Genomic DNA, 12176 nt, shown 5'->3' with positions numbered 1-12176 from the left:
TCCCCCTCAGTCTCTCGGCAGGCCGAGCAGGCGCTCGGCGACGACATTGAGCTGGACCTGCGTGGTGCCGCCCGCGATGGTCAGGCAGCGGGACATCAGCAGCCCGTGGACGGCCCGCTCCCCCGCTCCTTCCCGCACCGCGCCCTCGGGGCCGAGGAGTTCGAGCGTGAGCTCGGCGACCTTCTGCTGGTGGACGGTCTGCACGAGCTTGCGGACGGACGCGCCCGCGCCGGGTTCGAGCCCCGATACCTGGAGCATCGTGGTCCGCAGCCCGATACAGGCGAGCGCGTGGGCCTCGGCGGCGAGCGCCCCGATCCGTACGCGTACGGCGCTGTCGGCCTCGGCCGCCCGCTCGATCAGCGCCTCCAGGCCGGAGTCGAAGGCGACCTGGTCGGCCATGTGGACGCGTTCGTTGCCCAGGGTGTTGCGGGCGACCGTCCAGCCGTCGTTCACCTCGCCGACGACGGCGTCGGGAGGCAGGAGGACGTCGTCGAAGTACACCTCGTTGAAGAGCGAGTCGCCGGTGATCTCCTTCAGTGGCCGAATGTCGATCCCCCGGCCCCCGTGGGTGTCCACAGCCTTCATGTCGACGAGGAAGTACGTGAGCCCGCGGTGCTTGGGGGCGTCCGGGTCGGTCCGGGCCAGCAGGATGCCGTGGTCGGCCCATTGGGCGGCGCTCGTCCACACCTTCTGTCCGTTGATCCGCCAGCCGCCGTCCTCGGTGCGTTCCGCCCGGGTGCGCAGGGAGGCGAGGTCGGACCCGGCGCCGGGCTCGGAGAACAGCTGGCACCACAGCAGCTCGCCGCGCAGGGTGGGACCGAGGTAGCGCTCCTGCTGCTCCGGGGTCCCGTGGGCGAGGAGGGACGGGACGACCCAGGTGGCGATCCCCAGCCCGCTGAGCGTGACGCCCGCGTCGGCCAGTTCCCGCTGTACGGCGAGCTGCTGGAGGGGGCCCGCGCCGAGGCCGTGGGGCGGTGGCAGGTGCGGGGCGGCGTAGCCGGTGGGGGCGAGGGTACGGCGGGCGGCGCCCGGGTCGAGCCCGACGGCGGGGGCGATCGCGTCCCGTGCCGCCCGACGGAACGCGTCGGCCTCGGGAGGCAGTTCGAGGCGCAGCGTGCGCCGGGCGCCGTCGGCCGCCAGGCGGACGGCGTGCGCGCGGTGGGTGTCGCCCGCGCCGAGGAGCTGGCGGGCGACGAGGGTGCGGCGCAGGGTGAGATGGGCGTCGTGCTCCCAGGTGAAGCCGATGCCGCCGAGGATCTGGATGCAGTCCTTGGCGCAGCCGTAGGCGGCGTCGAGGGCGGTGGCGGCGGCGAGCGCGGCGGTCAGGGAGCGCGATTCCTCGTGGGTGGACCGTGCGGCGTCCCAGGTGAGGGCGCGGGCCTGTTCGAGCCGTACGAGCATGTCGGCGCAGAGGTGCTTGACCCCCTGGAACTGCCCGATGGGCCGTCCGAACTGCTCGCGCACCGTGGCGTACTGCGTGGCTGTCTCCAGGGCCCGGGCGGCGTTCCCGCAGGCGTCGGCGGCGAACAGGACGGCGGCGAGATCCGTGACGAGTGCCGGGTCGACGGCCAGGATCCGGTGCGCGGGGACCCGCGCACCGGTCGCGGTGACCTCGGCGGTGGGCCGGGTGGGATCGGCGCTCTCGTGCGGACGCACGGCGAGGGTGTCGGCGTCCACGGCGGCCCAGACGGTGCCGTGCGCGGTGGTCGCCGCGAGGAGGAGCAGGTCGGCGTGGGCGGCGCCGAGGACGGGCGGCGCGGCGCCGTCGAGGAGCAGCCCGCCCTCGGTCTCGACGGCGGTCAGCCCGCCGGGTGCGAGGGCGACGGCCCCGATGCGCTCGCCGGCGGCGAGGGCGGCGGCCAAGTCCCCCTGCCCGGCGCGCCCCAGGATCTCGGCGGCGAGCACGGAGGCCAGATACGGGCCGGGCAGCAGCGCCCTCGCGGCCTCCTCCAGCACGACGGCCAGGTCGACGAGATCGCCGCCCCCTCCCCCGTACTCCTCGCCCAGATGGATCCCGAGGAGCCCCTGCTCGGCGAGACCGTCCCAGTGGGCGGGGCGGCCGGTGACGGTCTCGGCCGGCGCGTCGAGCAGCTTGCGCACCTCCTCCGCCGGCACGGCCCGGCCGAACCATCCGCGCACGGCCCGGGCCAACTCCCGCTGCTCTTGCGTGATTCCGATGCCCATGCGCGGCAGACTAGAACAGGTTCCAATCTGACGGAAGGTCAGAACACGAAATGCCGCGCGGCCGGCGGGAGGTGGCCACTACTGTCCCGTCGCATGACGAATCCCTCCCGCACCCGCCCCGCCTACGACGCCGACGAGCGCACACAGTTGATCGAGTGGCTCGACATGCACCGGGCCATCATCCGGTGGAAATGCGAGGGCCTGTCCGCCGAGGACGCCCACCGGAGCGTGATTCCGACCTCGCCGTTGATGACCGTCGCCGGCCTGGTGTCGCACATGCGCTGGGTCGAGCACTGCTGGTTCGAGGTCATGCTCCTGGGCCGCCCCGCCACAGGGCCCCAGTTCGACGACGGGCCCGAGGACGCCGACATGCGGGTCGACGGGGTGCCGCTGGAGCAGTTGCTGCGGGAGTACGCGGAGCAGTGCGCCGTCTCGGACGAGATCATCGCCGCCCACGCGCTGGACGACGTCGGCCGCCAGAAGGAGTTCAGGGCCGGGGCGGCGACCCTGCGCTGGACGATGCACCACATGATCGAGGAGACCGCCCGCCATGCCGGTCACCTCGACATCATCCGCGAACTCCTGGACAGCTCGAAGGGCTACTACTGACCGTCCGCCGGTGGCCGTGTCGTTCGCGTGGGAGGCGTAGGGCACCATGGCTCCCCGTACGTGCGTACCGACCAGTAGGAGCATCCATGCCCGCGCCCGAGATCCTCGCCGCCTTCGAGGCCGCCAAGGGCTTCATGCCCCTCGACGAGGGGCGTGCGCTGTACGACGCCGCCGCCGAGGCCGCGAAGCTCGAGCTGCCGCTGCTCGAGGTCGGCACGTACTGCGGGCGCTCCACGATCCTGCTCGCGGACGCGGCCCGGGAGGCCGGGACGGTCGCGGTGACGGTGGACCACCACCGGGGCAGCGAGGAGCAGCAGCCGGGGTGGGAGTACCACGACCCGACCGTCGTGGACCCCGAGGTCGGCCTGATGGACACCCTGCCCACCTTCCGGCGGACGCTCCGCAGGGCGGGGCTGGAGGAGCACGTCATCGCGGTCGTCGGGCGGTCCCCGCAGGTGGCGAAGGTGTGGGCCGGCGAGCTCGGCCTCGTCTTCATCGACGGCGGCCACACCGACGAGCACGCCACGGCGGACTACGAGGGGTGGGCCCCGAAGGTCGCCGTGGGTGGCCTCCTCGTCATCCACGACGTCTTCCCGAACCCGGAGGACGGCGGCCAGGCTCCGTACCGCATCTACCGTCGGGCGCTGGAGTCCGGCACCTTCGAGGAGCTCTCGGTGACGAACTCCCTCCGCGTCCTGAGGCGCACGGCCGGGGCGGTCTGAGCGGGCCGCGCTATCCGGCCGCCGGCTTCACGAAACGCCACAGCTGGTTGAGACCGGGTTCGCGGCCGGCTCCCAGCTGCGCCTGGACCACCGGAGCGGCGTGGTCCCGGCTCGCGTGCGCGACGTCCAGCACCATCCCGGTGTGGTCCGCGACGATCGCGGCGCTGTTGGCGACGTGGGGCACACGGCCGATGGGGCCGTCCACCAGCGGCGCCCTTCCCGCCGCGGGTGCGAACCACCACACCTGATTGCTTCCGCCCGAGCAGTGCGCCTGCACCACCGGGGCGCCGTGCTTCCGGTTGGCGTGGGCGACGTCCAGGCACATGTTGGAGTGCCTGGCCTGGATCTTGAAGTTGCGGCCGTCGCCCTGCGGCACGAGGCGCCATTGCTGGTTGTGGCCTCCCCAGCAGCGGGCCTGCACGACCGGGGCGGCGTGCTCCTGACTGGCGTGGGCGACGTCCAGGCACATGTTGGAGTGCCTGGCCTTGATGAGGAAGAAACCCCGGTCGACAGGAACCGTCGGCGTCGCCGCCCCGACTGTTCCCCCCAGCCCTGACAGGACACAGGCGGCCGCGAAACCACAGCAGGCCGCGGCCCGCGACATCCTTCGCACGGTGTGGGACATGGCGCTTCACCTTCAGGCGGTCGGCGCCCGCCGCACCCGCCCGCCATGGTGAGGGACGAGGGCCGACGAGCACTCAAGCGTGAACGGTTGAATGGGGTACGGCCTTTCCGCGGAGCCCTGACCGGACTCGGGTACGGCCGCCTGGGCCCGGTGCGGCCCCGTACTCGCCGGGGCCGTGAGCGCAGCGCGTGCACTTCTCAGGCTAGGCCGGGCACGGGGCCGGCGCGAGTTCGCTAGAAGCCGTACCCGGACGTCACGTACAGGCAGTTCGTGTAGCTGTAGCCCGGTTCTATCGTGGCCGTGCTCGCCTTGTCCCCGGCGGAGGCGGTGATCGTACGGTCCCGCTTCTGGAGGAAGTGGTAGTCGCCCGCGGGCAGCAGGAGCGTCGCCTTCGGGTACTTCGACGAGGGGCCGGTGCACGCCTTGATCTTCGGGGCGTTGCGGGCGAGGCTGCCCTGGTACGGCTTGCAGGTCCCGCACGCCTTGAGCGTGACGCGGCCGGTGACCGGTCCGGTGTAGAGGAGTTCGACCTCTCCCGGGCCGTCGTTGCTGACGACCATGACCATCCGGGAGCCGCCGGGGGCCTCGGCCGGGGGCAGTTGCTTCCCGGCGGCCGGGGACTCCTGGGCGATCTCGGCGGCGATCGCTATGTTCCGCGCGTGTCCGGCCTGCGGACTGTCCGGGTGGTCCTTGGCGTACTGCGTCATCGTCTCGACGGCGCGCGTGTACTCCTTGTCCTTGAACTGGTCGACCCCGCAGGCGAAGTCGCCCTTGCGCACCGCCTCGCCGTGCTGGCGCGAGACGCCCGCGAAGGTCTCGCGGGGCAGCAGAGCCACCGTGGTGCCGTAGCGCCGCAGTTCGGTGACCGCGTCGCACGGGTCGGTGGTGCCGCCCGCGATCGCGGCGGAGCGGGTCCTGATGCCCTCCGCGACCTTGGGTTCGACCTGGCGCGCGTACGACGACTCGGGGAAGGTCGACAGGAGCGCGTTCAGATGCTCACCGGCCGTCGTCTCGACGCCCGCGACGCCGAGCCCGGCCGTTCCGCACTCGTACCAGGAGTGGGCGAGCGGATCGTCCGCCTTGCCGGGCAGCTCGCCGAGCAGACGGCGGTCCACCGACTCGTGCAGCGCCCTCAGATGCTTGAGGGCCGGAACGGCCTCGCAGAACTTCTTCTGCCCGTACGGCGCGGAGACCGCCGTGTAGTAGTCCTCGATCCGGTCGGGGACGAGCCGTCCGGCCCGCGAGCCGGCGTGCTTCGTGCCGAGGTCCTGGTAGACGGCGAGGGCCTTGCGGTAGGTGTGCTCGGATCCGCCGAAGCTCTGGCCCGCCACGGACTTCACCTGCGTGTCGGCCGCGGCGAGGCGGTCCAGGAGGGACTGTTCCACGGCCTCGTCGCGTGCCACGCCGTAGGCCACGGAGCCGCCCACCGGCACGACGAGCAGCACCAGTGCCAGGGCGAGCGGGAGGACGAGGCGCCGGGGCGCGGTGCCCGGCCCGGCACCGAGGGCGAGCGGGGCGCGCAGCCCGCGCCGGGCGCCGTCGGCGGCCACGGCCAGCAGGAACACTCCGTACCCGGCGAGGAGGCCGGTGGGTACGCCGTCCACGTCGGCGGGCAGCGCGACCAGCAGCAGGACGGCCGTGGCGACCCAACAGACGGCGGCGAGGACCCACTGCTTGAGCAGCACGTACCCCAGCCCCAGGCAGGACAGGTTGAGCAGCCCGACCAGGACGGCCTGCGCGGGGTTCGACTCGGGCGGTGGCGCGGGCGGTCCGGAATCCGCCGCCGGCGCCCCAGGAACCCCGGGCATCCCGGGTGGCTGCGCGGGCGGTGGCGGTATCGCCGCCCCCGACCAGGCCCCCGACGCCCCAGGCGTCCCCGACACTCCCGGCGTTCCCGGCGCCCCGTACGCCCAGGGCGTCTCCGAGACCCCCGGCCGCGTCGCCTCCCCCGGCCTACCCGGCGCACTCGGCTCACCCGGCCCACCCGGCTCACCCGGCTCACCCGATGGACGTGCGTCGTTCGGCTCTTCCCCCGCCATAGTTCCCCCCACAGTTCCCATGGTTCCCCGATGATCCGCGCGCGGTTCCCCTCACCGGCACACTCCTCTTCCCCATACCCGCCACAGACCCTTCACAGTCACCCCGCGCCTGGGGACTGTTCGGCGGCGCCTCCCGTTAGAGTCGCAAGGTGCCGTACGACCACCGGAAGATCCTCGCCCTCGCGAGCGCCCTCACCGCCTGCGCCCCCCTCGCCGGGTGCGGTGGGCCGTCACAGGCCCCCCAGGCCGCCGACGCCAAGGCCACCGAGGCCAGAGCGACGGGCATCCCCACCACCACCCCCGCCCCCACCGCCGAGCCGACGCGAAACGCCTCCCGGGCCCGCCCGCTGGCCGGACGTACCATCGCCATCGACCCCGGTCACAACCCCGGCAATTTCCGTCACTCCCGGGAAATCAACCAAAAGGTTGACATCGGGACGGGCCGCAAGGAATGCGACACCACCGGCACCACCACGAACGCCGGCTACACCGAGGCCGCGTTCACCCTCGACGTCTCCCGTCGCCTGCGCGATCTCCTCACCGCCCAGGGCGCGAAGGTCGTCCTCACCCACGACGCCGAGCGCCCCTACGGCCCCTGCATCGACGAGCGCGCGCGGACCGGCAACGAGGCCCGCGCCGACGCCGTCGTCTCCGTGCACGCCGACGGTTCCGCCACCGGCCACCGAGGGTTCCACGTGATCCTGCCCGCCCGCGTCAGCTCCGGCGCCGCCGACACCACGAAGATCGTCGGCCCCTCCCGTACGCTCGGCGAGGCCATCGCCCGCCACTTCGCCCGCGCGACCGGCACCGCGCCCGCCAACTACCTGGGTGCCGGAACGGGGTTGGACGTGCGCGCGGATCTCGGCGGACTCAATCTCTCAACCGTTCCCAAGGTCTTCGTCGAATGCGGCAATATGCGTGATCCGAAGGATGCCGCACTCCTCACCGATGTGGCATGGCGCCAGAAAGCGGCGCAGGGAATCGCGGACGGCATCGGGACCTACCTCAAGGGGTAGAACCGGCGGGCGATAGATTCGCTCCGTACGATGGGGCCGCCCCCGTGCTTCGCGCCACCCCGACGAGACGACCCGAGAAGGACTCTTACGTGAATATCCGCTCCCTCACTCGAGGCGATGGCGTGGTGATCGGTGCAGCGGTGGTGCTGTTCATCGCCTCGTTCCTCGGCTACGCCAGCTGTGACGGCAGTTACTGCGACAAGGTCGACTCCCCGTTCTCATGGGAGTTCTCCCCCCTGGGCTGGGGCGCCTTCCTCCTCGGCATCGTGGGCGCCGCCCTGGTCGTCCTCTCCCGCGCGATGCCGCAGCCCCGCAAGGTCGCCGGCCTGGAGCCGGGTCAGATCGGCGTCGCGTTCACCGTGGCCGCCGCCTGGACCATCCTGATGTGGATCTTCGAGTCGGAGAACGCCGGCGCGGGCCTGATCCTCGGCCTGATCGCCTCTCTGGTCCTCGCGGGCGCGGCCATCGCCGGTCCGCTGGTCCCGGCCCTGAAGGCCCCGCTCCTCGGCGCCCCGAGGCCGCAGACCCCGCAGCCGTACGGTGTCCAGCCGGGTCAGCCCGGTCAGCCGGGCGTCCCCGGCGGCTACGGCTACCCGGGCGCCCAGCAGCAGCCGTACGGCGGGCAGCCCCAGCCGTACCCCGGCCAGCAGCAGCCCGAGCCGCACGCCGCCGCCCCGGCCCCGCAGCCGGCCCAGGCCCAGGCTCAGGTTCAGCAGCCCGCCGCCGACTTCGCGCCGTTCTGGTTCGCGGTCCCGGTGGCCCGCCCGCTGTACGCGGAGGACGGCTCGCCGACCCCGATCGCCGAGCTGGCCCCCGGCACCTGGTACCTGGCGGTCGAGCAGCGCGGCCCCGGCCTGATCGCCCAGACCCAGGACGGTCGCCGCGGCGTTCTCCAGGACACGACCGGCATCCAGCGCGGCTGAGCGTTCCACCCCAGCGGCCCCTCGCCCTTCCGGGCGGGGGGCCGTTGTCGTACAGTCCCCGGGAACAGATCTGACGGTACGTCAGGAAGGCATCGTGCCATGCGTCTCGGACTCGCCCTCGGCTACTGGGGACGCGGCCCCTCGCCCGCCGCGCTCGACCTGGCCCGCGAGGCCGAGCGGCTCGGCTACGACTCCGTGTGGACCGCCGAGGCCTGGGGCTCCGACGCGTTCACCGCGCTGACCTGGATCGCCGCGCACACCTCGCGCATCAGGCTCGGGACCGCCGTCGCGCAGATGGCCGCCCGGACACCCACCGCCACCGCCATGCACGCGCTGACGCTCGACCACCTCTCCGGCGGCCGGATGATGCTCGGGCTCGGCCTCTCCGGCCCGCAGGTCGTCGAGGGCTGGTACGGACGGCCGTTCCCGCGCAGTCCGCTGACCGCGACCCGGGAGTACGTGGACGTGATCCGCCAGGTCCTGCGCCGCGAGGGGCCCGTCGCGCTCGACGGGCGGTTCCACTCCCATCCGTACGCCGGCGCCGACGGCACCGGACTCGGGAAGGCCCTCAAGCCGATCACCCACCCGCTGCGGGCCGATCTGCCCGTGCTGCTCGGGGCCGAGGGGCCCAAGAACATCGCGCAGACCCTGCGGATCGCCGACGGCTGGCTGCCGCTCTACTGGTCGCCGTCGCGGTACGCCGAGGTCTACGCGCTTCCGGACCGGCTCCCGGAGACGTTCCTGGTCGCTCCCATGGTCCGCGCCCAGCTCTGCGACGACCCGGCCGAGGGACTGCTGCCCGTCAAGGCGATGCTCGGCTTCTACATCGGCGGCATGGGGCATGCCGCCCGCAACTTCCACGCCGATCTCATGGCGCGCATGGGGTACGGGTCCGAGGCCCGGCACATCCAGGAGCTGTTCGCGGCCGGGCGCCGCGAGGAGGCCGTGCTCGCCGTGCCGGACGCCTTCGCGGACGAGATCTCGCTCGTCGGGCCCAGGGAACGGATCGCCGAACGGCTGGAGGTCTGGCGGAAGGGCCCGGTCACGGACCTGTTGGTCACGTCGCCCGACCTCGCCACCCTGCGGCTGCTCGCGGAGCTCAACGCGTGACGACGAGGTGCCGGATCAGCCGCCGAGCTGGGAGGTGCTCGGCACCTTGTCGGTCACCTCGGCGCCCGCGCTCTTCCCCGCGTCCTTGACGTTCTTGATGACATCCTCGAACGCGCCGACGTCGGCCTCGCTCGCCTCGCCCTTCCTCAGCTTCGTCCCGAGGTCCTTCAGCGAGTCGATGCCCGCCGTCAGCGGCGCCACCGCCTTCGAGAGCAGCGCGTCGCCCTTGGCGTTGTTCACCGCCGCCTTGAGCCGGTTGTACGCGAACGTGCCCGCGAGGCCCGCCTTCACCAGGGCGAAGGTCCGGCCGTCGGCGCCCTTCTTGAACTTGCCCTCGCGGTACGGCTTGACGATCCACTGGTACGTGGCGCCGGCCGCGAGGCCGGCGTTGGCCACGAACCGGGTCTTGGCGAGCCGCTGCTGCTCGAACGAGGCCGTGCTCGTCGGTGTCGCGCTCCCGCTCGCGCTCGGCTCGTCGTCACCCCCGCACGCGGTCGTGGTCGCGAGCAGCGCGCAGGACAGGAACAGGGCCACGACGGCGCGGCGCAGTCGTATCGGGGCGGATGTGGGCACGGCAGGGACCTCCCTGGGGGCTTTGGCGTCAGCCTCGCCCCCGGCCCGGCGTTCCACCACCCGGGCGACTCCGAACGGGTTTCGAACGGCAACGCGCGGTAACACGGACCGCATGACTTCCGGACGGAGTAACACCACGCAGGCGGCGAGGGTGATCAGCGTCGTCGCCGATGTCATGGCCGCGATCATCGGCCTCTGGATCCTGATGTACCTGCTGGACGCCAACCGGGCCAACGGATTCGTGGAGTTCATCCGCGACCTGGCGAGCTGGCTGGCGGGCTGGTCCCACGACCTGTTCACCTTCGACGAGGCATGGGCGCGGGTCGTGGCGGGCTACGGTCTCGCCGCCGTGGTGTACCTCGTCGTCGGGCACATGGTGGCGGGCCGCCTGCTGCGCCGCCACTGACGGCGACCGACGGCGCCCGGCGTCGACGTACGGCACCCGACTCGACAGAGTCAGGTGCCGTCAGGCTGCCGGTCAGGTGACGTCAGGCGCCGCAGCAGTCCGGCTCCAGGCCGTTGGGCAGCCGTTCCCCGCCGAAGACCGCCACCGTCGCCTCGTCGCCGCCGAGCGCCGCCACGGCGAGCAGCAGGGAACCGGCGGTCCAGCTCGTGAGCTCCTCGGGCCACATGGCCTTGTTGCCCTCGAAGACGTACCCGGTCCAGTACATGCCGCCCTCGGCACGCAGGTGCTGGATGGACTGGAGGATCTCCAGGGCCCGGTCGGACTCCCCCATCGCCCAGAGAGTGAGGGCGAGTTCGCAGCTCTCGCCGCCGGTGACCCACGGATTGGGCAGCACGCACCGCACACCGAGCCCGGGGACCACGAACTCGTCCCAGTGCGCGTCGATGCGGGCCTGCGCCGCCGCGCCCGTCAGCGCGCCGCCGAGGACCGGGTAGTACCAGTCCATCGAGTAGCGGGACTTGTCGAGGAAGCGCTCGGGGTGGTTGCGGATCGCGTGGCCGAGCGCGCCGGCCGCCAGCTCCCAGTCGGGCTGGGGTTCCTCGCGGACCTCGGCGATGGCGAGCGCGCAGCGCAGGGCCTGGTGGATGGAGGAGCTCCCGGTGAGGAGCGCGTCGTTCACGGCCGTACCGTCCTCCTCGCGCTTCCAGCCGATCTGCCCGCCGGGCTGCTGGAGGGTGAGGACGAACTCGACGGCGGCGTAGACGACCGGCCACATCCGGTCGAGGAAGGCGTCGTCGCCGGTCGCGAGGTAGTGGTGCCAGACGCCGACGGCGACGTACGCGACGAAGTTGGTCTCGCGGCCCCGGTCGGTGATGTGCGCGGGGTCGCCGTCGTGGTAGGCCGCGTACCAGGAGCCGTCGGAGTTCTGGTGCCGTGCCAGCCACTCGTACGCCCGGGTCGCCGCCGCGTGTTCGCCGGCCGTGTCCAGGGCCATGGCGGCCTCGGTGTGGTCCCACGGGTCGAGGTGGTGGCCCCGGAACCACGGGATCGCGCCGTCCTCGCGCTGGACGGCGAGTATCCCGGCGACGGTCTCGGCGGCCTGTTCGGCGGTGAGGACCCCGGGCAGGAGCAGGTGCTCCGCGATCTGCTCGGGAGAGGTCACTTGGCGGCGTCCTCGGTGGCGCCGGAGCCGGCCGCACCGGCCGCGTCAGCCGCGTCGGCCGCCTCGGCCTTCGGCAGGTGGGGCTTGGTCGCGTACGCCACGAAGCTCTTGCCGACGACCGGGTTGAGCAGCTGCTCGGCGACCCGGGTCAGGGCGGGCTTCTTCATGATGTCCCAGACCAGGAGCTTGTGGTACGCCCGCACCGGCAGCGCCTTGTCGTTGTCCACGCCGAACGCGCACTTCAGCCACCAGTACGGCGAGTGCAGCGCGTGCGCGTGGTGGGTGCCGTACGGCTTGAGGCCGGCCTGGCGGATCTTGGCGAGGAGCTCGTCCGCCTTGTAGATGCGGATGTGGCCGCCCTCGACCTCGTGGTACGCGTCGGAGAGGGCCCAGCAGATCTTCTCGGGACCGTAGCGCGGGACGGTGATGGCGATCCGGCCGCCCGGCTTCAGGACGCGGACCATCTCCGCGAGCACACCCTTGTCGTCCGGGATGTGCTCCATGACCTCGGAGATGATGACGACGTCGAAGGACTCGTCGGGGAAGGGGAGGTTGAGCGCGTCGCCCTCCATGGCGGTGGCCGTCGCGCCCGCCGGGGCCTCGCCGGCCTCCTTCATCGCCGCGAACCACGTGGCGACCTCGCGGATCTCCTCGCCGTTCTGGTCGAGGGCCACGACCTGGGCGCCGCGCCGGTAGCACTCGAAGGCATGCCGGCCCGCACCGCAGCCCAGGTCGAGCACGCGGTCGCCGGGGGCGAGCGGGAAGCGGGTGAAGTCGACGGTCAGCACGGGGTCTGCCCTTCCGGAG

General features: G+C 72.6%; 12 protein-coding genes. 6 read left to right on the top strand and 6 right to left on the bottom strand.

From position 1 onward, the window contains the following. Positions 1–6: 6 nt before the first annotated feature. Complete coding sequence (locus ACFYV5_RS32710; protein WP_389174649.1) at positions 7–2184, bottom strand: acyl-CoA dehydrogenase; 2178 nt, start codon at positions 2182–2184, stop codon at positions 7–9. Positions 2185–2277: 93 nt separating this feature from the next. Here ACFYV5_RS32710 and ACFYV5_RS32705 point away from each other — a divergent pair, with 93 nt between their 5' ends. Together ACFYV5_RS32705 and ACFYV5_RS32700 are read left to right on the top strand one after the other, a co-directional pair. Further along, on the top strand, positions 2278–2793 hold the full coding sequence (locus tag ACFYV5_RS32705) for a DinB family protein (RefSeq protein WP_389174646.1): 516 nt from the start codon (positions 2278–2280) through the stop codon (positions 2791–2793). Between the two features lie 86 nt (positions 2794–2879). Next, the gene (locus ACFYV5_RS32700) at positions 2880–3515 is read left to right on the top strand and encodes a class I SAM-dependent methyltransferase (RefSeq protein WP_389174643.1); all 636 of its coding nucleotides are present in this window, start codon (positions 2880–2882) and stop codon (positions 3513–3515) included. A gap of 10 nt (positions 3516–3525) precedes the next feature. On the opposite strand, the gene ACFYV5_RS32695 is transcribed toward ACFYV5_RS32700, so the two are convergent. Next, on the bottom strand, positions 3526–4140 hold the full coding sequence (locus ACFYV5_RS32695) for an RICIN domain-containing protein (protein ID WP_389174640.1): 615 nt from the start codon (positions 4138–4140) through the stop codon (positions 3526–3528). A gap of 233 nt (positions 4141–4373) precedes the next feature. Beyond that, on the bottom strand, positions 4374–5948 hold the full coding sequence (locus ACFYV5_RS32690) for a hypothetical protein (RefSeq protein ID WP_389174637.1): 1575 nt from the start codon (positions 5946–5948) through the stop codon (positions 4374–4376). Positions 5949–6328: 380 nt separating this feature from the next. Between ACFYV5_RS32690 and ACFYV5_RS32685 the strand changes: the two genes are divergently transcribed. The 3 genes from ACFYV5_RS32685 (at position 6329) to ACFYV5_RS32675 (ending at position 9228) form a co-directional block, all read left to right on the top strand. Next, entirely contained in the window at positions 6329–7195 is an 867-nt protein-coding gene (locus tag ACFYV5_RS32685; protein WP_389174634.1) for an N-acetylmuramoyl-L-alanine amidase, read from the top strand. An 89-nt stretch (positions 7196–7284) separates the two neighbouring features. Beyond that, positions 7285–8118 (top strand): DUF5336 domain-containing protein, encoded by an 834-nt coding sequence (locus tag ACFYV5_RS32680; RefSeq protein WP_389174631.1) that lies wholly within the window; start codon positions 7285–7287, stop codon positions 8116–8118. Positions 8119–8217: 99 nt separating this feature from the next. Next, the gene (locus tag ACFYV5_RS32675; protein WP_389174628.1) at positions 8218–9228 is read left to right on the top strand and encodes an LLM class F420-dependent oxidoreductase; all 1011 of its coding nucleotides are present in this window, start codon (positions 8218–8220) and stop codon (positions 9226–9228) included. A gap of 15 nt (positions 9229–9243) precedes the next feature. Here the strand turns inward: ACFYV5_RS32675 and ACFYV5_RS32670 are convergent, their stop codons facing one another. Further along, positions 9244–9801 (bottom strand): hypothetical protein, encoded by a 558-nt coding sequence (locus ACFYV5_RS32670; protein ID WP_355108687.1) that lies wholly within the window; start codon positions 9799–9801, stop codon positions 9244–9246. Positions 9802–9913: 112 nt separating this feature from the next. Between ACFYV5_RS32670 and ACFYV5_RS32665 the strand changes: the two genes are divergently transcribed. Beyond that, positions 9914–10207 (top strand): hypothetical protein, encoded by a 294-nt coding sequence (locus tag ACFYV5_RS32665; RefSeq protein WP_215072232.1) that lies wholly within the window; start codon positions 9914–9916, stop codon positions 10205–10207. 82 nt (positions 10208–10289) lie between these two features. On the opposite strand, the gene ACFYV5_RS32660 is transcribed toward ACFYV5_RS32665, so the two are convergent. Together ACFYV5_RS32660 and ACFYV5_RS32655 are read right to left on the bottom strand one after the other, a co-directional pair. Next, positions 10290–11369, bottom strand: coding sequence for a prenyltransferase (locus tag ACFYV5_RS32660; protein ID WP_389174623.1), 1080 nt, complete (start codon positions 11367–11369; stop codon positions 10290–10292). Beyond that, entirely contained in the window at positions 11366–12157 is a 792-nt protein-coding gene (locus ACFYV5_RS32655; RefSeq protein ID WP_389174620.1) for a class I SAM-dependent methyltransferase, read from the bottom strand. The genes ACFYV5_RS32660 and ACFYV5_RS32655 overlap by 4 nt, the downstream gene beginning before the upstream one ends. Positions 12158–12176: the final 19 nt, after the last annotated feature.

The sequence above is a fragment of the Streptomyces sp. NPDC003035 genome (assembly GCF_042888285.1).
In the GTDB taxonomy this organism is placed as follows: Bacteria; Actinomycetota; Actinomycetes; order Streptomycetales; family Streptomycetaceae; genus Streptomyces.
The sequence above is the reverse complement of the archived record's forward strand: the minus strand, read 5'-3'. Positions and strand labels throughout refer to the sequence as shown.